This window comes from Nonomuraea sp. NPDC050783, assembly GCF_040802095.1.
Classification (GTDB): domain Bacteria; phylum Actinomycetota; class Actinomycetes; order Streptosporangiales; family Streptosporangiaceae; genus Nonomuraea.
Map to the genome: position 1 here is coordinate 498,195 of NZ_JBFAHK010000006.1, position 20,784 is coordinate 518,978.

Annotated in this window: 19 protein-coding genes and 1 pseudogene; 3 read left to right on the forward strand and 17 right to left on the reverse strand. The window is 69.3% G+C overall.

The window, feature by feature from the left end; translation table 11 throughout:
• The first annotated feature begins 18 nt into the window (after positions 1 to 18).
• Together AB0H75_RS19800 and AB0H75_RS19805 are read left to right on the forward strand one after the other, a co-directional pair.
• On the forward strand, positions 19 to 1,548 hold the full coding sequence (locus AB0H75_RS19800; RefSeq protein ID WP_367798016.1) for a helix-turn-helix domain-containing protein: 1,530 nt from the start codon (positions 19 to 21) through the stop codon (positions 1,546 to 1,548).
• A 148-nt stretch (positions 1,549 to 1,696) separates the two neighbouring features.
• Entirely contained in the window at positions 1,697 to 2,776 is a 1,080-nt protein-coding gene (locus tag AB0H75_RS19805) for a tyrosine-type recombinase/integrase (RefSeq protein WP_367798017.1), read from the forward strand.
• A 114-nt stretch (positions 2,777 to 2,890) separates the two neighbouring features.
• Here AB0H75_RS19805 and AB0H75_RS19810 read toward each other — a convergent pair whose 3' ends face one another.
• The 8 genes and pseudogenes from AB0H75_RS19810 to AB0H75_RS19845 all read right to left on the reverse strand — a co-directional run.
• Complete coding sequence (locus AB0H75_RS19810) at positions 2,891 to 3,244, reverse strand: hypothetical protein (RefSeq protein ID WP_367798018.1); 354 nt, start codon at positions 3,242 to 3,244, stop codon at positions 2,891 to 2,893.
• A gap of 14 nt (positions 3,245 to 3,258) precedes the next feature.
• Entirely contained in the window at positions 3,259 to 3,699 is a 441-nt protein-coding gene (locus AB0H75_RS19815; protein WP_367798019.1) for a hypothetical protein, read from the reverse strand.
• Between the two features lie 38 nt (positions 3,700 to 3,737).
• The gene (locus AB0H75_RS19820; protein ID WP_367798020.1) at positions 3,738 to 4,472 is read right to left on the reverse strand and encodes a peptidase inhibitor family I36 protein; all 735 of its coding nucleotides are present in this window, start codon (positions 4,470 to 4,472) and stop codon (positions 3,738 to 3,740) included.
• A gap of 314 nt (positions 4,473 to 4,786) precedes the next feature.
• Positions 4,787 to 5,989 (reverse strand): Ig-like domain-containing protein, encoded by a 1,203-nt coding sequence (locus AB0H75_RS19825; protein WP_367798021.1) that lies wholly within the window; start codon positions 5,987 to 5,989, stop codon positions 4,787 to 4,789.
• A gap of 124 nt (positions 5,990 to 6,113) precedes the next feature.
• Positions 6,114 to 8,291: an ATP-dependent RecD-like DNA helicase gene (locus AB0H75_RS19830; RefSeq protein ID WP_367798022.1), complete on the reverse strand. Its 2,178-nt coding sequence runs from the start codon at positions 8,289 to 8,291 to the stop codon at positions 6,114 to 6,116.
• A 182-nt stretch (positions 8,292 to 8,473) separates the two neighbouring features.
• Complete coding sequence (locus AB0H75_RS19835; protein WP_367798023.1) at positions 8,474 to 8,623, reverse strand: hypothetical protein; 150 nt, start codon at positions 8,621 to 8,623, stop codon at positions 8,474 to 8,476.
• Between the two features lie 543 nt (positions 8,624 to 9,166).
• The gene (locus AB0H75_RS19840) at positions 9,167 to 9,904 is read right to left on the reverse strand and encodes a transposase (RefSeq protein WP_367798024.1); all 738 of its coding nucleotides are present in this window, start codon (positions 9,902 to 9,904) and stop codon (positions 9,167 to 9,169) included.
• A gap of 46 nt (positions 9,905 to 9,950) precedes the next feature.
• Positions 9,951 to 10,070, reverse strand: a pseudogene (locus AB0H75_RS19845) (hypothetical protein); the annotation flags it as partial.
• Positions 10,071 to 10,406: 336 nt separating this feature from the next.
• Between AB0H75_RS19845 and AB0H75_RS19850 the strand changes: the two are divergent.
• Complete coding sequence (locus AB0H75_RS19850) at positions 10,407 to 11,087, forward strand: hypothetical protein (RefSeq protein ID WP_367798026.1); 681 nt, start codon at positions 10,407 to 10,409, stop codon at positions 11,085 to 11,087.
• A gap of 10 nt (positions 11,088 to 11,097) precedes the next feature.
• On the opposite strand, the gene AB0H75_RS19855 is transcribed toward AB0H75_RS19850, so the two are convergent.
• The 9 genes from AB0H75_RS19855 to AB0H75_RS19895 all read right to left on the reverse strand — a co-directional run bounded on the left by AB0H75_RS19855 (position 11,098) and on the right by AB0H75_RS19895 (position 20,716).
• Positions 11,098 to 11,268 carry a hypothetical protein gene (locus tag AB0H75_RS19855; RefSeq protein ID WP_367798028.1) on the reverse strand — a complete coding sequence of 57 codons (171 nt, stop codon included), beginning with the start codon at positions 11,266 to 11,268 and terminating at the stop codon, positions 11,098 to 11,100.
• Between the two features lie 81 nt (positions 11,269 to 11,349).
• Positions 11,350 to 11,610, reverse strand: coding sequence for a hypothetical protein (locus AB0H75_RS19860; protein ID WP_367798030.1), 261 nt, complete (start codon positions 11,608 to 11,610; stop codon positions 11,350 to 11,352).
• On the reverse strand, positions 11,607 to 12,434 hold the full coding sequence (locus AB0H75_RS19865) for an ISAs1 family transposase (protein ID WP_367798198.1): 828 nt from the start codon (positions 12,432 to 12,434) through the stop codon (positions 11,607 to 11,609). The genes AB0H75_RS19860 and AB0H75_RS19865 overlap by 4 nt, the downstream gene beginning before the upstream one ends.
• Before the next feature lies 1 nt (position 12,435).
• The gene (locus tag AB0H75_RS19870) at positions 12,436 to 12,792 is read right to left on the reverse strand and encodes a transposase family protein (protein ID WP_367798032.1); all 357 of its coding nucleotides are present in this window, start codon (positions 12,790 to 12,792) and stop codon (positions 12,436 to 12,438) included.
• 349 nt (positions 12,793 to 13,141) lie between these two features.
• Positions 13,142 to 14,230, reverse strand: a complete 1,089-nt coding sequence (locus tag AB0H75_RS19875; RefSeq protein WP_367798200.1) for a pentapeptide repeat-containing protein — start codon at positions 14,228 to 14,230, stop codon at positions 13,142 to 13,144.
• A 771-nt stretch (positions 14,231 to 15,001) separates the two neighbouring features.
• On the reverse strand, positions 15,002 to 15,370 hold the full coding sequence (locus AB0H75_RS19880; RefSeq protein WP_367798034.1) for a hypothetical protein: 369 nt from the start codon (positions 15,368 to 15,370) through the stop codon (positions 15,002 to 15,004).
• 286 nt (positions 15,371 to 15,656) lie between these two features.
• The gene (locus tag AB0H75_RS19885; protein ID WP_367798036.1) at positions 15,657 to 16,037 is read right to left on the reverse strand and encodes a hypothetical protein; all 381 of its coding nucleotides are present in this window, start codon (positions 16,035 to 16,037) and stop codon (positions 15,657 to 15,659) included.
• 72 nt (positions 16,038 to 16,109) lie between these two features.
• Positions 16,110 to 16,724: a recombinase family protein gene (locus tag AB0H75_RS19890; RefSeq protein ID WP_367798038.1), complete on the reverse strand. Its 615-nt coding sequence runs from the start codon at positions 16,722 to 16,724 to the stop codon at positions 16,110 to 16,112.
• Positions 16,725 to 16,978: 254 nt separating this feature from the next.
• On the reverse strand, positions 16,979 to 20,716 hold the full coding sequence (locus AB0H75_RS19895) for a WD40 repeat domain-containing protein (protein ID WP_367798040.1): 3,738 nt from the start codon (positions 20,714 to 20,716) through the stop codon (positions 16,979 to 16,981).
• Positions 20,717 to 20,784: the final 68 nt, after the last annotated feature.

The following is a 20,784-nucleotide window of genomic DNA, read 5'->3' on the forward strand; positions in this document are numbered from 1 at the left end:
GAGATATGGTCTGCTGTTGTGACAGATGACTATCTTGTGCGGATCGGCCGGTTGATTCGGGATGCTCGTCAGCATCGTGGTTGGACGCAGCTGCAGCTGGCGGATGCGCTGGCGACGAGTCAGAGTGCGGTCAACCGGATCGAGCGGGGCAACCAGAACATCAGTCTTGAGATGATCGCCCGGATCGGTGAGGCGCTCGACAGCGAGATCGTGTCGCTGGGGTACGCGGGGCCGATGCATCTGCGGGTGGTGGGCGGCCGGCGGTTGTCGGGCAGTATCGATGTCAAGACGTCGAAGAACGCGTGCGTGGCGTTGTTGTGCGCGTCGTTGCTGAACTCGGGCCGGACGATCCTGCGCAAGGTGGCGCGGATCGAGGAGGTGTACCGGATCCTGGAGGTGCTGGCCTCGATCGGGGTGCGGGCGCGGTGGATCAACGAGGGCAACGATCTGGAGATCGTGCCTCCGGCGCGGCTGGAGCTGGAGGCGATGGACACCGAGGCGGCGCGCCGTACGCGTAGCGTGATCATGTTCCTGGGTCCGCTGATGCATCGTACGGATCAGTTCCGTATCCCGTACGCGGGGGGTTGTGATCTGGGGACGCGGACGGTGCAGCCGCACATGACGGCGTTGCGGCACTTCGGGCTGGACATCACGGCGACGGGCGGGTTCTATCACGCGGTGGTGGACCGGTCGGTGGTGCCGTCGCGGCCGATCGTGCTGACCGAGCGGGGTGACACGGTGACGGAGAACGCGCTGCTGGCGGCGGCGCGGCACGACGGGGTGACGGTGATCCGCAACGCCTCCTCCAACTACATGGTGCAGGATCTGTGCTTCTTCCTGGAGCAGCTCGGGGTCCGGGTGGAGGGGGTGGGGACGACGACGTTGACGGTGCACGGGGTGCCGGTCATCGAGCGGGACGTGGACTACTCCCCCAGTGAGGATCCGGTGGAGGCGATGAGCCTGCTGGCGGCTGCGGTGGTGACCTCTTCGGAGCTGACGATCTGCCGGGTGCCGGTGGAGTTCCTGGAGATCGAGCTGGCGGTGCTGGAGGAGATGGGGCTGGAGTGCGAGCGGGGGCCGGAGTACGCGGCGGCCAACGGGCGTACGCGGCTGGTGGATCTGACGGTGCGGCCGTCGAAGCTGGTCTCCCCCATCGACAAGATCCATCCGATGCCGTTCCCTGGGCTGAACATCGACAATGTGCCGTTCTTCGCGGCGATCGCGGCGACGGCGCAGGGCTCGACGCTGATCCATGACTGGGTCTACGACAACCGGGCGATCTACCTGACGGAGCTGACGCGGCTGGGGGCGTCGGTGAAGCTGCTGGATCCGCATCGGGTGCTGGTGGAGGGGCCGACGCGGTGGCGCAGCGCGGAGATGATGTGCCCGCCGGCGTTGCGGCCGGCGGTGGTGGTGCTGCTGGCGATGATGGCGGCGGAGGGGACGTCGGTGTTGCGCAATGTGTATGTGATCAACCGGGGGTATGAGGATCTGGCGGAGCGGTTGAACGCGCTGGGGGCGCGGATCGAGACGTTCCGCGACATCTGACGTTCCGGCGGTTTGCCCGGGCCCGGTCGTTCGGGCCCGGTTGCTCGGGCCCGGTTGCTCGGGTTGGGTCGGCCGCGGGTTTTTCGTCGGTGGGGTGGGTTACGGTCGTGGTGATCGTGTCGTCCTGGTGGCGTGAGGGGGTTGGCTGGTGCGGCCGGCGGAGCTCGAGCGGTTGACGGTGGCGCAGGCGGCGGACCGTTATGTGGAGCTGGTGCGGGCGCGGACGGTGACGGGCGGGTTGTCGCCGTCGACGGCCGAGGTGTACGCGCGTGACGTGGCGACGCTGGTGGAGCTGGCGGGCGCCGATCGGGTGCTGGACGACCTGACGGGCGAGGACGTGGACGCGGTGTTGCTGGCGTTCGCGCGCAAGCCGGACGGGCGTTCGGCGGCGGGCCGCTCCTCCCCCGCCGGCGGGCCGCCCGGTCCGGGCGCGGGGGCGGGGGCGGGAGTGGGGCAGTCTCCGTCGTCGCAGGCGCGTTTCCGGCGGTCGATCTCGGCGTTGTTCAAGCACGCGGCGCTGGTGGGGTGGGTGCAGGTCAATCCGATGCTGCACGCGACGGTGACGGCCAAGGAGCGGGGCGGGTTGCGTCCGCATCGGCGGGCGCTGACGCGTGAGCAGGCACAGGGGCTGATCGGGGCGGCGCGGCGGTTGCCGCAGGAGGTGCCGGGGCCGGGCCGGCGGCGTGACCAGCAGACGGGGTTGCGCGACGGGCTGATCGTGTTGCTGCTGGCGACGGTGGGTCCGCGGGTGTCGGAGCTGGTGCGGGCGAACGTGGAGGATTTCTACACCAACAACGGGGTGCGGTACTGGCGGATCTTCGGCAAGGGCGGGCGGACGCGGGACGTGCCGTTGCCGGACGACGTGGCGCTGGTGTTGCAGGCCTACCTGGAGGAGGGCCGGCCGGCGGGTGGTGAGGACAAGGCGTTGCTGTTGTCGTGGCGGGGGCGGCGGCTGGCGCGGGGGGACGTGCAGGCGGTGATCGACCGGGTGCAGGCGCGGGTGGATCCCGATCGTCGGCGGTCGGTGACGCCGCACGGGTTGCGGCACACCACGGCGACGCATCTGCTGGCCGACGCGGTGGACATGGACGCGGTGCGGCGGGTGCTGGGTCACCGTGACCTGTCGACGCTGGGGCGTTACCGTGACGAGTTGCCGGGTGAGCTGGAGGTGGCGATGCGTACGCATCCGCTGCTGCGGGGCGAGGGGCCGCGCGGCGCCGCATCCTGAGTGCCGCATCCTGGGCGCCGCATCCTGGGTCCGGCCGCAGACGCCCGTGCCGCTGTGGTGAAGGGCTCGGACCCTCGCGACGCGGGAGTTCGAGCCCTTCGTCCCGAGCCGGCGTCAGTAACCCTTCACCCACAGCTCGTGGGTACGCCACTCGCCCGGGCCGGCGACCGTGGTCCAGCAGGTGAAACTGCGCCAGGCCCCGCCGTGCACGCCGTCCCAGCCCGCGGCCAGGCATCTGGCGCAGGAGTCCGTTCCGACGAACGCGCGGGCGTAGACGTATCCCGGGCCGGGCGGATAGCTGGAGCAGCTGGCCTGCAGGGCCAGGGACGTGCCCGCCTGCGGGGAGCCGGAGATCTCGGTCGGTGCGCTCTGTTCGGCCGTGGCGGGTGCCGCGCCCAGGCTCGCGCCGATCAGCATCGGCAGGCTCAGCGCCAGGACTCTGAGCCCGGTCAGCGTTCTCGCGGTCATGGGAGTCCTTTCCTTCACCGGACGTCTTTGCAGGCGAGCCCGACGGACGGGCCCAGCGGGGCGTTCACCAGATCCCACCCCTCCGCGCAGGCCTTGCCGGCTCCCCGGCCGAGAGCCGTCACGACGGGGTCGGGGCCGATGTCCGAGTAGCGGTTGACGCCGGGTCCCCAGATGTGGACGTGGCCGAAGAATCCGTGCCCGCTGCCTTTGATGGTGTATTTCGTGGCGTTTCCGGTGAGAGTGACGCAGGTCTTATAATTACATCCGTAAGCGTCCATCGCGACGGACATGCCTTCGGGGATGACGCGGATGCACACCTGGCCGCTGCAGGTGTAGGCGGTGGACCGCTGCGCCAGCGCGGGGCCCGCGGTCGTGGCCATTCCCGTGAGCAGCGTGAGCGTCAGGCCCAGGACGGGAAAGAGCGTCTTGCGCCGTGGCGGGATGATGGGTTTCATGGCACCCATGCCTCCTGGTCGGTGAATGTCCGCGCCTTTCACGGCCAGGCGCCGATCGAATATCTCGTGGGGCTGCCGAGGGCGTAGCTCTCGCCGGGGCCCAGCTCGATCCCGCCGGTGCAGTTGCTCCTGGCCGACAGCTTCTGCGGCCAGGAGGTGCGGTTGTACGCCGAGCGGTAGCCGGGAATGATGGCTTTGCAGTCGCCCGGCTGGACGCGCAGGACGCGATACATGAGCCCGTCGAAATTCGGGCCCGTCCAGACGCACATGTAGCCGCCCGGGCAGTCATTGAGGTCCTGCCGTCCGGCTGTTTCCGCCTGTGCCGCCGATGGGGCCACCGCCGGTAATGCCAGTGCGGTGGTGAGCATGAGCATCGCACCGATTCTTCTCATTCGCATACGCCTCCATGAGGGTTTCCGGCTTTTGAATCCACCATGAGTCTTGTGCGCCGGGACAGGATCGGCCAGGACAATCAACCGGACATATGCAGGACTTTTCGCGAAGTTATCGCAGCAGTGCGGTTTCTCTTTGTCGACGTCGCTCAGCGGCGTCTGAGCCGCACCGCCGCTCGGAAGCCGCAAGGAGACGGCGAAATCGGTCGGCACACGGCCCAAGGCGTCCAGGGCCGCCGTGCCGTGCCGGGGAAGGACGGATGCCCCGCCGAGATAGGTGAAGCCGAGGCAGCCGTGTCGCGGATTCGGTGTCAGCCGTACGTGGTGGGAGAACATGGCCGCGTCGAATCCGAGATCACGATCGGCCCACAGGACCGCCATGTACCGGGAGGACCTCCGTCCCGCCGATCAGCGCGTGACAGGAGAGGAGTTTCTTCCGGTAGGCGCGCAGCGAATGCCGCGGGTGCGACTCGACCAGGGGTTTTCGGCGCTGGGCCGGCCGTTCGTGGCGGACCGTTCCGGCTCGGCCCGGCAGGCCGGGGTGCGGTTCCTGCCGGCCTCCGGCACCGTCCGCCGGAACGTCGCCTCCGGTGGGGGTTCTCGGCGGCTTGCCGGATGTCAGGAGGGCTGGATACACCCTCGGCTGGTCCACCGGCGGCGGTGATGCGAGGTGGCGCTCCCCCGCCGGTGGGGGTTCAGGACTTCTTGCCGTGCAGGGCGCTGCCCTTCTTCCACTGGGAGAAGGGCATCTGCCAGTAGCCCCAGCCGTTGTTCCACTCCAGCTCGCGGTTGGTGCCGGTGATGTCGACGACGTCGCCGCGCTGGACGTTGTCGTAGAACCAGCGGGCCTGGTCGGGGCGGGCGTTGACGCAGCCGTGGCTGACGTTCTGGCGGCCCTGGGCCCAGACGTTGTTCTTGGCGTGGACGTACTCGCCGGAGTTGGAGATGCGGACGGCGTGGTTGATCATGACGTCGTAGTAGCCGGGGTCGCCCTTCTTGCGGCCCGGGGAGATCATGCGTACGGGGTTACCGCGTTCCATGGTGAGGTGGACGCCGGAGGTGGTGGTGTACTCGCGGGTGGTGGCCATGCCGGCGCTGATGCGCATGGTCTGCACGCGTTTGCCGTCGCGGTAGACGTACATCATGTGGGTGCGGGTGTTGACCTTGCTGACCTGCTTGGCGCCGATCTTGAGGGTGGCGGTGTAGTCCTTGGTGCCGTACAGGCCCTTGCCGGCCTTGATGCCGGTGATGTCGGCGGTGAAGGTGACCTTCTGGTGGGCGGGCCAGTACTTGGCGGTGCGGTAGATGACCTTGGTGTCGTCGACCCAGCGCCAGGCGCCCTCGACGGGTTTTTCCGCTTCGACCTGCAGGGCGCGTTCGATGGTGGCCTTGCTGGTGACGGGCTGGTTGAAGGTGACGATGATGGGGGCGCCGACGCCGAGGGTCTCGCCCTTGGCGTTGGGGGTGACGTCGACGATCTGCAGCGACCGTTGGGGTTTGGCGGTGGTGAAGGCGCTGGTGGAGGTGGTGGCGCCGGCCTTGGCGGTGACGGTGTAGCCGGTGGAGGGCTTCAGGGGGGTCTTGGAGGTCCAGCGGGTCCTGTCGGTGTTGTAGCGGCCTTCGACCTGCTCGCCGCCGGCTTCGACGGTGACCTCGTCCAGGGGGGCGCCGGCGGCGGCCACGACGACCTTCTTGTCGGGGCTGACCTTGGCGCTGCCCTCGGCGGGGGTGATCTTGACGACGGGGGCTTCGGGGGTGGCGCTGGCGGTGGTTTCGGGTGCGCTGGGGCCGCCGCCGGCGGCGGAGCCGTCGGTCGTGGAGCAGGAGGCGGTCAGGGCCGCGGCGGCCAGCAGGGCCAGCGAGGCGGCCGGTTTCCGCCAGACGGGCGCAACGTTCAAGTCTGTCCTCTCCCCCGGGGCGGTCAATCACACCCCAAAGACCTTAATGCTCCTGCATGTAAGACGAGGAAACATATGGGAGAGTTCGGTCACATTTCGATCACTGTTGGCTGATAGGAGCAGCTCAACGCGGGGTGAGGCGATAGGTCAGGCCGGTGTGCCGGCGACCGGCGCCCTTGGTGCGCACGGCCTGGGCCAGCGCCCGCCGCGAGCCGACGATCACCACGAGCTTCTTGGCGCGGGTGATGGCGGTGTAGAGGAGGTTGCGCTGCAGCATCATCCAGGCGCTGGTGGCCAGGGGTATCACCACGGCCGGGTACTCGCTGCCCTGGGAGCGGTGGATGGAGACGGCGTAGGCGTGGGCCAGCTCGTCCAGCTCGTCGAAGGCGTAGTCGACCGGCTCGTCCTCGTCGGTCAGGACGGTCAGCTTGTGCTCGTCGGGGCGCAGGTCGGTGACGATGCCGACGGTGCCGTTGAACACCCCGGCCGCGCCCTTGTCGTAGTTGTTGCGCAGCTGGGTGACCTTGTCGCCGACGCGGAAGACACGCCCGCCGTAACGGCGTTCGGGCATGCCCTCGCGGGCCGGGGTCAGGGCCTCCTGCAGGGCGATGTTGAGGGCGCCGGCGCCGGCCGCGCCGCGGTGCATGGGGGCCAGGACCTGGACGTCGCGGCGCGGGTCGAGGCGGAAGCGGGCGGGGATGCGGCGGGCCACGACGTCGACGGTGAGCGCGGCGATCTCCTCCGGCTCCTCGCAGGGGAACAGGAAGAAGTCCTTCATGCCCTCCAGGACGGGATGGCGGCCGGTGTTGACGCGGTGGGCGTTGGTCACCACCCCGGACTCCTGCGCCTGGCGGAAGATCTGGGTCAGCCGGACGCGGGGGATGTCGCCGGCGGCCAGGAGGTCTTTGAGCACCTCGCCGGCGCCGACGGAGGGCAGCTGGTCGACGTCGCCGACGAACAGCAGGTGGGCGCCGGGGGCGACGGCCTTGACGAGCTTGTTGGCCAGCAGCAGGTCGAGCATGGAGGCCTCGTCGACGACGACGAGGTCGGCGTCGAGGGGGTTGTCGCGGTCGAAGGTGGCCTCGCCGCCGGGGCGCAGTTGCAGCAGCCGGTGGACGGTGGTGGCCTCGTGGCCGGTCAGCTCGGCCAGGCGCTTGGCGGCGCGGCCGGTGGGGGCGGCCAGGATGACCTTGGCGCGCTTGGCGCGGGCCAGGGTGACGATGGAGCGCACGGTGAAGCTCTTGCCGCAGCCGGGGCCGCCGGTCAGGACGGCGACCTTCTCGGTCAGGGCCAGGCGGACGGCCTGGCGCTGCTCGGCCGCCAGCTCGGCGCCGGTCTGGCGGTGCAGCCACTGCTCGGCGCGCTGCCAGTCGACGTCGGCGAAGGCCTTGAGCCGGTCGTGGCCGCCGCGCAGCAGCGACAGCAGGCCGGCGGCCAGCGACAGCTCGGCGCGGTGGAAGGGCGGCAGGTAGACGGCCGGCACGAGGTTGTCGCCGGCGGGGATGTCCTCGCGGATGACGCCCTCGTCGGCGGCCAGCTCCTGCAGGCAGGCGGTGACCAGGTCGGCGGGCACGTCGAGGATCTTGACGGCGTCGGCGACCAGGTTGGGGGCGGGCAGGTAGCAGTGGCCGTCGTCGGCGGCCTGCGACAGGGTGTAGCGCAGGCCGGCCTTGACGCGTTCGGGGCTGTCGTGGGGGATGCCGACGGCCTGGGCGATGGTGTCGGCGGTCTTGAAGCCGATGCCCCACACCTCGTCGGCCAGCTTGTAGGGCTGGTTCCTGACGACGGTGATGGACGCCTCGCCGTACTGCTTGAAGATGCGCACGGCGATGGAGGTGGACACGCCGACGCCCTGCAGGAAGATCATCACCTCTTTGATGATCTTCTGTTCCTCCCAGGCGGCGGCGATCATCCTGGTGCGCTTGGGGCCCAGGCCGGGGACCTCGACGAGGCGTTCGGGCTGCTGCTCGATGACCTCCAGGGTGGCGGTGCCGAAGTGGTCGACGATGCGCTCGGCCATCTTGGGGCCGATGCCCTTGATGAGGCCGGAGCCGAGGTAGCGGCGGATGCCCTGCACGGTGGCCGGCAGCACGGTGGTGTAGGACCACACCTCGAACTGGCGGCCGTAGCGGGGGTGGGAGGTCCAGCGGCCGTGCAGCCGCAGCGACTCGCCGACCTGCGCGCCCAGCAGGGGGCCGACGACGGTGAGCAGGTCGGTGCCGGTGCGTTCGGTGGCGACGCGGGCGATGGTGTAGCCGGTCTCCTCGTTCGCATAGGTGATACGTTCAAGTACTGCACACAATTCGGTAACGATGCCTTCGGCACCCGCGTCTGTCCTCCCCACACCGATGACATTAGGGCAGATCTTCGTCACCACGACACCCCGCCTGGGATGCCGAGCCAGCGATCTATCATCAACACATGGCCACCTCTCCCATCGACCAGCTCAACGCCTTGCACAACAAGCGAGCACTAGCGCTTGCGTCAGCGGGCCGCCTCCTCGCCCGCGCCCGCGCCGAACGTGACGCCCTCTCCCCCGCCGAGGCGGCCCGGGTTGCGCATCGGCCAGGACGGCTCTCCCGGGCGGAGCTGGAGGCGTCGATCCGCGCCCAGCGTGAGCGAGCACGAGTCCACAGAGCCACCTCTGTCGCTTGATGCAAGCACTTTCGATTTCTTGAAGCCGCCCCTGCAGAAACCTCCCTGCAGGGGCGGCTGCGTGCTATTGCCCCCTGGCTCGCCGCTCACGGTCCTTCTGTTCCTGCACCATCCGCTTCGCCTCCCGCTGAGTCCCCGGCGACGCCCGCTTCTTCCCCGACGCCACATGCCGCGCGTCCACCTTCCACGTCTCGGCCGAGCTGACCGGGTACCGCGTGGCCGGCATCCACGACGGGCACATCCGGCAGTAGCACCGCAGCGGGGCGCAGTACCCGCCGCCCGGCTCCGGCCGCCCGGCCAGCGCGGACGGCGTGTGATCAGCGCAGCGCCACCCCTGCAGGTACGGTCTCGCAGGAGTGGCGCCGCAGTAGCGCTCCTCGGCGCCCATCCAGTGGCGGCAGGGCTTCACATCACCTCGTCGCGGCCTGCGACGATCAGCGCTGCCACCCACAGCCAGGCCATGTGCCACGCCTGCTCCGTTGACTGCACTATCTGGTTGCCTGAGAGCCTGCTGACAAAGGCTTAAGTGCTGCCGGGCATGGGCCCGTAGAGGGCTGGCCCGATCTTGTTGATGGAGCCCTGATGGGACCATTGAGACAGCTGGACGCGGAAGCTGTTGACGTTCTCGATGCCGAGGATGGCGGCCAGTTCGCTCCCCTTCCAGGCTCGCCAGGACTGAGCGGCCAGCAGTTGCAACACCTTGCCGCGCCGGTCGGGGCTGGACAGGACCGGCAGCGGCGGCGGGTCGCCCCAGCGGCCAGGGGGTGGCACGCCGGCCAGTTCGCGGGCCAGGCGGCGGTGGCGGACCAGCCAGGCGAACGTCCGCTCCACCACCCACCGGCGGGGCAGCACCACGAAGCCGCTCAGGCCGTCACTGCGCTTGACGATCGTGACGGCCAGGCCGAGGACCTGCCCGGCCCAGGTGACCAGCCGTCCGGCGTCTCCACCATCGGCCCAGACCAGGCCGATGGTGGAGAACTTCTCGCGCAGCAGCGCCAGGACCGGATGGGCGGCGTCGCGGTCTTGCACCGACGCGGCGGTGACCATCACGCACAGCAGCAGGCCGAGGGTGTCGACCACGACGTGCCGCTTTTGCCCCTTCAGTTTCTTGCCCGCGTCGTACCCGCAGGCTGCCGCGCTGACGGTCTCGCCCGCCCGGACCGTCTGGGAGTCGATGCACCCGGCGGTCGGCAGCTCCGCCCGCCCGGCCAGGACGCAGCCGGCCGCGCAACCTGCCGGCCGGCCGTTCGGGCAGACCACGCCGCGACCAGCGCGCGAAGAACGCGTACACCGCCTCATGCGGCGGGAAGTCGACCGGCAGGGCCCGCCACTCGATCCCGTACCGGGTCACGTAGCCGATCGCGTCCAGCATCGCGCGCAGGTCATGCACCATCGACCGGCCCGAGACCGCGACCAGCTCGGCCATCACCCCCCGCGCCTCGCCTTCCAGCACCCGGCACTCGGCATCGGTCAGATCCGACGGGTATGCCGGTTTGCGGTCTCGACATGCGCATCCCGGTGAGGCGCAGTCGCTGGCGTTCACGGCCGCAGGCGTGTAGACGGACAACCACGGGCTCCTGGCCGCTGAGCTGCTTAGACACCACCTCAGCTACCGGGAGCCCGCTCCTGTTCACCGGTCAATGGTCCGATCCTGACCACAGCACGCCCCTGTCCTGACCCGGGTCCGACACCAGAGCCCTTTGTCAGCAGCCTCTAAAACAAAAAGAGATCAAAATCGGCATCTCGCGAAAGTGATCTTGGGGTGCATTATGATGCCTACACGAACGTCCTGGGTATTATATTGGTCTCCGTCTCGATGTTTGCGATAGTTGTATTCCATCTCATATCCCGAAAGTCAAATAAAAACAAGACGCTCTGGATGTGGTTGGAACGCACTAGTTGGTTAGCAGGGATTACCGGAGCGATCGCCTTATTGGCGACAGTGGTACAGCCACCGATTAGCTCGATCGCGAACCCGGCCTCGACTCCCACAGCATCGACCTCGCTACCCTCAAAATCCACGTCAGACGTCGACCGCAGTCTGGCCCCAACTACGGGCAGTCCGACCAACCCAGCCGTCGCATCGACACCACCACCTTCGCCATCTTCGCAAAGCAAAGCATTAATCGTCAACATCACCATGGGTGGAAGCGGCAAAGTCGGTCCTAATGAGTACAAGCGAGGCTCCGCGCCTGGCGCTGGCGTCAATGTATACAGCGATCAGGGGCAGCTGGACTACAACTGCTATGTGGCCTGGAAGTTGGAACGCAACGGGGAAGTCCTCAAAAAGAGCCGTAATGGCGCATGCATATCACGCGGCTTTACGATGTTCTCGTTTGACGAGAACCTCGGCAGAGCAGGCCATTACATACTTACCGCCGAGGCCACCACAGATGATGGGAGCAGCGGCAGTAAAAGCATCGAGTTCGACGTTGTGGATTAGCGGCTGCGTACTATGGCCAGTGTGCCGGGCCATCGTCGCCGTGCGGGCACTCGACGGCGCGGATGTCGGTGAACTTCACCTTGTCGGGCCAGGTGTAGCCGGACTCGAACACGCCGTCGCCCTTGCGGGTGCCGTACACGAGGGTGCCGTCCTCGTGGGTGTGCCTGATGATGATGGTCAACGTGCCCCTCTTCTGGGTTGGTTGGGGTGGAAGGGGGGTGGCGGTGGGTGGCCGCCGCCCCGGGTGGGTGATCGTGCGTGGTCAGGACCGCTTGAAGGTCCAGCCGGGCGGCAGCGACACCGGCCGGTCACAGTCGGAGCACTTGAACCCCTCGTGCTCGGCCTGCTCGTCCACGACGCCGGAAGCTGCGACGGTGCGCTCCTCAGCGATGTGGACCGGGTACTCGTCGCCGCTGGTGATCTCCACGATCGAGTCGCCGCCGCACCCGCTGTACGGGCAGGCCAGGCTCATGCGGAGGAACAGGGTCGCCGTGTCGGCGCGCACGGGCACGGTCTCGTTCACCGCATGCTCACGCTGTCGGGGTCGTCCGCGGTGCGGCACTGGTCCTTGTGCAGGTAGCCGATCTGGTACTGGTCGGCCCGGCCCTCGATCGCGGCGGCCCGCGTCTTCACCGCCAGCAGCGTGGCCGGCTTGCCCTGGCCGACGGTTCCGATCTCCGCGTCCTCGGGCAGCGGCTGGCCGGGCCGGATGACCTGCACGAAACACGTGCGGGCCTGGACGTTGTGCTCACACACTGGGATGCCGGTGAGCGGGTCGGTGCCCTTCGGCTCGGGCAGGAACGGCACCTGCAGCCAGGAGTCGTCCCACGGCAGGCCCATCTCGTGCGCGGTGTCACCGATCGCGCCCTCGTACGCGTTGGCGATCTCCTCCAGCGTGTAGCCGTGATCGGCGATGTAGCGGCTGATCTTCCGGACGACGGCCTGCGGCGTGATCTCGACCATCAGGACGGCGTCGTCCGCGTGCCAGCCCTCGGCCATGGGCTGGTTGCCCTTGACGATGAACAGGTAGTGGCCGCCGGCGGCGTTGATGTGCCGGGCGTGCTCGTGCTGGGTGTGCAGGGCGTCCGCGGTGATCACCACGCCGGTCATGCCCAGCCCGGACAGCAGGGGCGTGAAGGCGGGGATTTCGTTGCTCTTGGCGTCGATCTGGCGTTGGGCCACGACGGTCTGGGTGTCATGCCGGGTGGCGGCCAGCAGATGGACCGTGGTGCCGTCGGCGGTGCGGCTGCCGCGCAGGGTCTTGCCGTCCACGGCCAGGCCGGTGAGCGGAGCCCGGCTTGGCGGCGGGCTGCTGGTGGGTGGCGTATCGGTGGTGAGGATGGCCAGGTTAGTTGCAGGTGGCGGTGTCGAAGGCGTCGCCGTCCAGGCGGGCGAGCAGGCGTCCCAGGGTGCTGGCGCCCAGTCGCACGGTGCCGGGCAGACCGGCTCGTTGGCGTAGCTCCGGGTCATAGCCGGCGATGAACCGGGTGATCCGTGCCAGGGATGTCGCTCCGCTGAGTACGGCGAGCAGGGATAACGCCAGTAGCGGGCCGAGCTGGTAGCGGCGTCCTCGGCGGCTGCGCGGGTCGGGGACGGTGTCCAGTACCTCAGCGAGGGTGAGCAGATCGGGCAGGTCGCCCGGCGGGTTGGCGACGGTGACGTGCTCCAAGTGGCGGGCGAGCACGTTGATCGGGGATGATGGCACGCGAACGCGGCCCCTGTTCTTGATCGACTGGCGTAGACACCCAACGATCATCAGGGGTCGCGTTCGCCATGTGTATCCCGGGGTGCCCTCAGCCGCCTGGCCTCACCGAGCCCGCGATGCGTCCCACCAGCCGAGAACGCATCGGTCCTATCCGAGACGCGCCCTCAGAGACGCTCACGCGCGATTCTGGCCACGCGTAGAAGCAAGCGAGCGCAGCGCCAAGAGAGGGGATGAGCCTCGGATCCTTTGCTCGGATTCGTGCGATGAAGGACCCGGCTCGCCGACCGGAGATCCAAGTACGACGCCGCATCGCTGACATGTTGATCAAACCTTGGGTGCGCAGATGCGATCAGAATTTCGTGGTGGTATCAACACGGGCCACTTTCCTGATTTCGCTTTCTGTGATTCCCTGTACGGACTTCAGGTTTGCGCCGTACAGGTACGCACCGGACAGGTTCGCGCCGACCAGATTCGCGCCGACCAGGTTCGCGCCCGTCAGGTTCGCGCCGGTCAGGTTCGCGCCGGTGAGATTCGCGCCGGTCAGGTACGCTTCGGCCAAGCCGCCCGTCCTCATGTCCGCTTCGGTTAGGTTCGCTTCGTCCAGGTGTGCGCCCTTAAGGTTTCCGTGCAGGATTGCGTGAGTCAGGTTTGCACCGACCAGGAACGCACCCTCCAGTTGCGTGCCGGTCAAGTTCGCGCCGGTCAGGTCCGCGCCGTTCAGGTCCGCACTGTCCAGGTTCGCGTTGAACAGGTTCACGCCGCGTAGGTTCGCGCGCTCCAGGTCCGCGCCGTAAATGGGGCTGCGGGATAGGTCGAGTGCACTCACATCTCGGGTGCCGTTGCGACGGCCGATGATGGTCAATGCGGCTTGCGCGTCAGCGGCGGGGTCAAAGGACGATTGGTCTTTTTCGTCAACGGACTTCCGGTCACGCTCGCGAACGAACGCGGCCAGCACGTCGTAAACGGTTTGATGGTCGCGCGGGGAGTCTTGCGCGATCCGTTCCAGGGCGTATATGCCGCCCAGACGGACGTTCATTTTCGTGGCGCCGAGTTGTTCCACGGCCTTGACATATCGGTCGGTGATCTGCCCCTGCTCGGCGGTCCGCTGGGCCTGCTGGGAGGTGTTGAGGGACTGCGCGGTGTACCACAAGCCCTGCGCAGTGAAGACGACACCGCCGATGACGACCAGCCCTGTGGCGGCCTGGATCAGGGTCTGGCGGGCGGCGTTAACGGCCTCCACGCGTTCTGTGGCGGTCATCTGCTGACGCTCGTCCTGGGTGAGCGGCTGGCGTTCGCCTGCCAGGCGGCGTGCGGCCGGCCCGATGAGTACGGCGATACCGAGGACGGCGGCAGCGGCCAAGGCGGTACCGGCCAGGGTCCAGCGTCCCCAGTCCGGGATGCTCTGGTCGGTCGCCTTTACAGCGGCCCCGATGATCACCAACAGCGGGGGGATGAGCCACAGTAATGGGCGTATCCACGGCCGCGCCCAATGCCCCGAGCAGGGTGGTGCAGGCGGAGGAGACACGTCTGCGGCTTTGGCCATGCGACGTGCCCTGGCTGTGGCCGCCGCCGCAATGACCTGCTGGGCCGGTGGTCGCGGCTGCCTCGCTCTCATGTCCCTATTTGATCTCTTCCTGAATGCGGGGCGGTGCCACGGTTCCCCAACCGTTACCAGAGGGCGTTCCGTTTGTTCGTTCACCGGCGCCGTCATCGCCACGTCGGCTATCACGCCCCCACCGCCCGACGCCACGCCTCCTCCCCCGGATCCACCAGCGGCTAAGGCTCCGGCTTCCACGTCTCAGCTGCGGCGCCAGGCACCCATCTGAGACCGCCCTTGACACTGGGAAACGCGCCTCTCAGAGCATCTCTAAGCGCTCCCAAGCGCTCCCAAACGCTTTGCGATCATCGGGCACAGGGCGGGCGATCAGAGGCGCTCACGCGCGATTCTGGCCACGCATAGATACGAGCAAGAGGGCTCGTAACATGCCAGAGACGGGTGGGAGTAATCGCGGCCTGCGAGCCGGGTGGCCTCAGCGCCAATACGATCATCGCTGCCGAAACAACGTCACAGTGCCCTGGCAACTAGCTTCGCTATAACGGCCCGCCGCGCTTCACGACGTGGCGGGCCGTGCCATCCTGGGAACCACCGCGCCAGGAAAAGGCCGACAGCGACCTCACCTCCCGGACTGGCTGCCGACTCTCCCGAAGGTCATCTCTCCCAAGGGAGGAGGAATTGGGGCGGTACGGGAAGGCCCCAGCCCTCCCACCGTAGGAATAGGCCGATCTTGTACACCAACCAGAGTCCGACCACGGATACCACCGCGGCGCCGATCATGAAAGCAATCGAAACCCAGTCTGGCCCGTGGGAGTGAGGGGCGGAGTAGAGCTCCGGGTAGCGGGCTCTCCTCTCGGCGTCATCAGCTTCGATGCGGCGCTGCCGTTGAGCCCGCTCCCACGCCTGGTGCTCGCGCTGTTCCCGGTCCCACTTTTCCTGCTGCAGCTGGCGCTCGCGCATCTTCAGAGCTTCCAGATCGGAACCGCCACCAGGCATATCAGCCTCCGCGTTGTATCGGTCCAAATCCCTATGCTGCATTTCTTCTGTGCCGTTTTCAAGAGGGGCAGAGCGTCGTTAAGAAGCACTCCTCTGGGCTTCACCCTGTTTGCTCGTCAACCGATGCGTTTTCGCACTGCTGCTCTGGCATCGACACAGCAGCCCGCATTCAACGAGCCAGCGATCACGGCAGACGACCATGAAGAGGGCCGATTGCAACCGCAGAGCAAGGCCCTGCTTCTACGCTCGGCGCATGACGGAGAAGCGTCGACGCCCGCCCTCCCAGCGCACGCTCCTGCTCGTGACTGCGCTGTTACTTCTCGCTGGTCTCATCTGGGTTCTGGGCCCCGGCGCCCGATGGGCCGTCGACCTCGACGTTGACATAACCAAGCTGCCGGAGAAGGATCTCGCGGCCGCGGCCGACGCTGTACGTGGCCGAGCGCTCGCCATCGTCACCGGATTGGTTGCGCTGGCTGCCGTCTACTACACAGCGCGCAACGCCGAAACCGCCCGCCGGGCCGTCGAGCTGACCCAGCAGACCTCGAACCGTACGTTGGAGCTGACCGAGCAAGGCCAGGTGACCGACCGCTACACCAAAGCCATCCAGCAGCTCAGCGACTCCGACAACCTGCACATCCGCATTGGTGGCATCTACGCACTTGAACGCATTGCCCGCGACTCCGAACGCGACCACGGGACCGTTCAGGAGGTCCTTACTGCGTTCGTTCGCGAGTACGAACCCGAGGCCGAACGGTCATCGACTCAATCAACGGCTGCGGCCTCGATGTCGGGCACCCATTCGGCCAGCACGTGTTGCGTGATCAGGCTCGTAACGCTCGGGGCCGTCCTCGGGCGCGGCAAGGGTCCTGTCGTGGTAGAGCGGGTGTCGGCTCCGGCCGCGCCTGATGTACCCGAACTGGGCGGCGCCGAGCGGCGGGAGTCCTCGGGCGAGGCGGTTCTGGAACGCCTCTCCCCACTGCTCACCGGCTCGGTCCGACTCGAACGCGGCCAGCTCGAACAGCATGCCGCGCGTGAGCTTGCCGACCGCTGTACTGGCATCGACTTCTTCAGTCGCGGAGACCAGTTCGCCGCCGGCCTTCTCGACGCGGGCGAGGTTGAGCTGGTTGCCGGTCCGGTTGCGTCCGAACCTGGAGTACTTCCAGACGAGGATCGCCTTGGCCTTGCCCTCTTCGATGTCGGCGATGACCTCCATGATCTGCCGCTGGAAGGTCCTGCCCGAGACGTCGAGGTCCTCCACCCACTCGATGATCTGATAGCCACGGCGGCGGGCCAGTTCCTTGATCGCGGCTCTCTGGATGTCCGGAGAAATCTTCTCCTCCAACATCATCGAGACGCGGATGTAGCCGATCGCGGGGATCAAGCCCTGACCAGGGGGATGCGCTGTAACATGCGATCAGGATAATTACTGATTCGCGGGCGATGCGTTCGAGTACCGCATTCAGGCCGGTAGCGACTTCTGTGCCCGCGCCCGGGCCTCCCTCTGGCCTGCCCACATCGCAGGGTGGTACGCCTCGGCGACACGGGAGGTGGGGTCCCCCACGCGCCGCGCGTTCTGTCGATGCGGTCATCGACGTCCAGCGCGACGACATCGGGTACGTCCGACGGAAGCCGTGCTCAGCACACCGGGTCGGGCGCCACGGACACGTCGTAGGCCCGCCGTTCCTGCTCCGTCAGGTCCCGCCCCACCGCCCGGCACAACGCTGCCACCGCCGCGTCCGGGTCGAAGGTCCAGCGGATGATCCGGCCGTCGTCCGCGCCCGCGATCAGCGAGCCGTCGGCGAGGAACGCCAGCGACCTGATCGCGGACTGGTGACCTGAGAGGGTCTCCGTGCGCCTCCGGGTCGCGACGTCCCACACCTGGACGGTCTGGTCCTCGCTCGCGGCGGCCAGGCGGCGCCCGTCCGGGCTGAAGCCGACCGCGGAGACCGGCCTGCTGTGCCCCCTGCTGTGCCCGCCCAGCGTCGCGACGGGCGCGCCCCCGGGCAGGGACCAGAGCCTGACGGTGCGATCGGCCCCGGCCGTGGCGGCGAGCCGGCCGTCCGGGCTGATCGCCACGTCCTGCACCGCGCCCTGCCCCGTCTCGATCACCTGGTGGTCCCTGCCCGTGGCCAGGTCGCGGACGATGAGCCTGCCGTTCGGGCAGCCGAACACCAGCAGCCGCCCGCCGGGGACGAAGGCGACCGTCGAGACCGTGTCGGGCAGCGACCCGGCCGCGGGCCGGACCTCGGCGCCTCGATCCCACACGAACTGCCGCACGGCCGTGGCCGCGACCCGGTCGCCGGTCGCGTCCAGCGCCACGTCGGTGGCGGCGCCCATGCCGGCGAAGCGGATCACCGGGCCGCGCCGCCGCAGGGTGGTGGCGTCCCACAGGGTGACGGTGTGGTCGCGGGTCAGCGCGGCCAGCAGGCGGCCGTTCCCGCTGAGCGCCAGGGCCAGCACCTGGTCGCCGTGCGCGGGCAGGACGCTCGCCCGCCGCCCGCCGGGATCCCACAGCCGCACGGTGCGGTCGTCCCCGGCCGAGGCGACCGTCCGCCCGCCGGCCGCCAGGTCGTTCACGGGCGAGGTGTGCCCGGCGAACGGCGGCAGGACCGGGCTGCGCAGGGTGATGTACCTGCCGAACCCGGCGGAGGCCAAGGTGGTGCCGTCCTCCGACAGCGCGATCGCCGCGGTCTCGGTGAGACCCCTGTCCTGGTAACTGGCCAGGGGTTCGCGGCGGGCGATGTCCCAGACGGTGACGGCTCCGTTCTCGTCGGCCACGGCGATCCTGCCCCGTACGGGGGCGGAGATGCTCCAGGCGTAGGTCGGCCGGCCGGGCAGGCGCCAGGTCATCGTGGGCCTGGCGGGCCGGTCCAGGTTCCACAGCCGCACGCCGTTGCGGTCGGAGGTCGTGGCCAGCGTCCTGCCCGTCACGCCGAACGCCAGCTCGTGCACCTCCTGGGCGTCGAGCTCGGCCCGCGGGGTGACCGTCGCCGCGTCCCACACCACCGGCCTGCCGCTGGTCAGGCCCACCGACACCAGCAGCCGCCCGTCGGGGCTGTAGGCCAGGGCACGGACCGGCTCGGCGCGCCCGTGGCGCGGGTGCGCGGTCCACGTGCCGTGCGCCCAGTCCCACAGCGCGATCTCCCCGGTCGCGGTGCCGACCGCGACCGTGGTGCCGTCGTGGCTCAGGTCGATCGCGAGCGGCGCGGCGGCGAAGGCCCGCTCGGCCAGCTTGCGGCGGGACGGCACGTCCCAGACGGTGACCAGCCCGCCGCCGGAGGTGAGGGCGGCGGTGGCCAGCCGCAGCGCGTCGTCGCTGAAGGCCACGCGGAAGGCGTACAGGCCGGGCCCGGCGAGCGTGGCCAGCCGGGTACGCGTCCGGGGCGACCACAGGCTGACGTCCCCGCCGTCCTGCGCCGCGGCCAGCAGCGTGCCGTCCCGGCTGAAGTCCAGCGCGTAGGCGCCCCTCTGGCCGGTGTCGAGCTGGGTCCTGCGCGGTACGGCGGCCGCGCTGAGCAGGCTGCCCCTGCTCTCGGCGTCGGGCCGGAGGCGGAAGGCGGCGATCGCCAGCAGCGCGGCCAGGTCGGGATCGGTGGAGGACAGCAGCCGTGACTCCCCCGTCAGGTGCCGGGCCAGGATGATGGCCTGCTGCTCGCGGGCCTCCACGCCGCTCCGCACGACCGTCACGCCGCCGAGCAGCGCCAGGACCAGGAGCACCGCCATCGCCACGAGCAGCCGGCGCAGCAGGCGGATCCGCCCGCGCGTGGTGCGCTCCTCGGCCTGGCGCAGCTCGTGACCGGCCCGCAGGAACGCCCGCTCCAGCAGGTTCGGCTCCTGGGGATGGCGGCCGGCCCACGCCGTGGCGGCCTCCAGCTGGGCTCCGCGGTACAGGGCGCCCTGGTCGCGTCCCAGCGACTCCCACACCAGGGCGGTCTCGGTCAGCCGCCGGTGGACCACGAGGTCGGCCCGGTCGTCGGTGAGCCAGCGGTGCAGGCGGGGCCAGGCCCGGATCAGCGCCTCGTGGGCGAGCTCCACGGTGTCGCCGTCCACGACCACGAGCCGGGCGGCGACCAGGCTGCGCAGCACGGCGGCGGTCAGCGGGGCGTCGGCCACGCCGTCCAGCTCGCGGCGGGCGATGGGCCTGCGGGTGTCCTGCGTGCCCTCGCCGAGCGCGCACAGCCGCAGCAGCACGGCCCGGCACGCCTGCCGCTCGCCGGGGGTGAAGGCGTCGTAGGTCTTCTCGGCGCTCTGGGCGATCGCGCCGCGCACGCCGCCGGTGCCGCGGTAGGCGTCCACGGTCAGCGCCGAGCCCGTACGGTGCCGCCACGTCTCCCGCAGCGCGTGCGAGATCAGCGGCAACGCGCCCGGCTCGGCCGCCGCCTCGGCCAGCACCGTGGCCAGGAGGTCGGCGTCCACGCCCAGCCCGGCGCCCGCGGCGGGCATGACGACGACCTCCCGCAGCTCCTCCTCCGACATCGGGCCGACCAGCACCTGGCCGTCGTGCGACAGGGCCTCGACCAGCTCGGGGTACTGCGTGAGATGCGGCAGGAAGTCGGCGCGCACGCCCAGCACCAGCCTCGCCCGCCGTCCCGGGCCGTGCGCGGCGTCGACCAGCGCCCCGATGAAGCGGGATCGCTCCTCCTCCCGCGCGCACAGCGTGAACACCTCCTCGAACTGGTCGACGACCAGCAGGACCCGCACGTCGCCGGGCCCGGTGGCCAGCGCGTTGCGTACGGCCACGTCCAGGGCGGGCGGGGCGCCGCCGCCGAGCCCCGGCGGGACGTCCGCGCCGGACAGCTTGGCCACCTGCCGCGCCAGGGCCTCCAGCGGGTCGGCGGTGGGCGTCATCAGGACCACCCGCCAGCGCGCCGACAGCTCCGGCTCCCGCGTGATCCGTCCCACCACTCCCGCCCGCAGGAGGGAGGACTTGCCGCTGCCCGAGGCGCCGAAGACCGCGACCACCGGCCGGCGCGCCACCCTGTCCAGCACGTCGCCGACCAGGCGGGAGCGGCCGAAGAACAGCTCCGCCTGCTCCGGCTGGAACGCCACCAGCCCCGGATACGGGCAGATCTCGCCGCCGGCGGGATCGCCGGGCGCCTCGGGGGCGGCCGGCTCGCGCGCCGCGGCCCTCCACCGTGCCTCCCACTCGGCCCGGTCGCCGCCGCAGGCGGTGGCGTACGCCAGCGTCACCGCCAGGGAGGGAAGCCGCTCCCCGCTGGCCGCCTCCGCCAGGGTGCTGGCCGAGAAATGGGCCTGGTGCGACAGCCGGCGATAGCTGGGCCTGCCCGCCTGCTCCCGTAATCGCCGCAACTCCCACGCCAGCGACTGCACCGGGCCGTCCCGAGGATCCAAAGGTCGTTCAGGCCGTCCCATGACCACATTGTCCGGCGTTGTTTGTCCTGCCGCGCGGACCATGCCGGACAAACCTGCCACGGCCTATA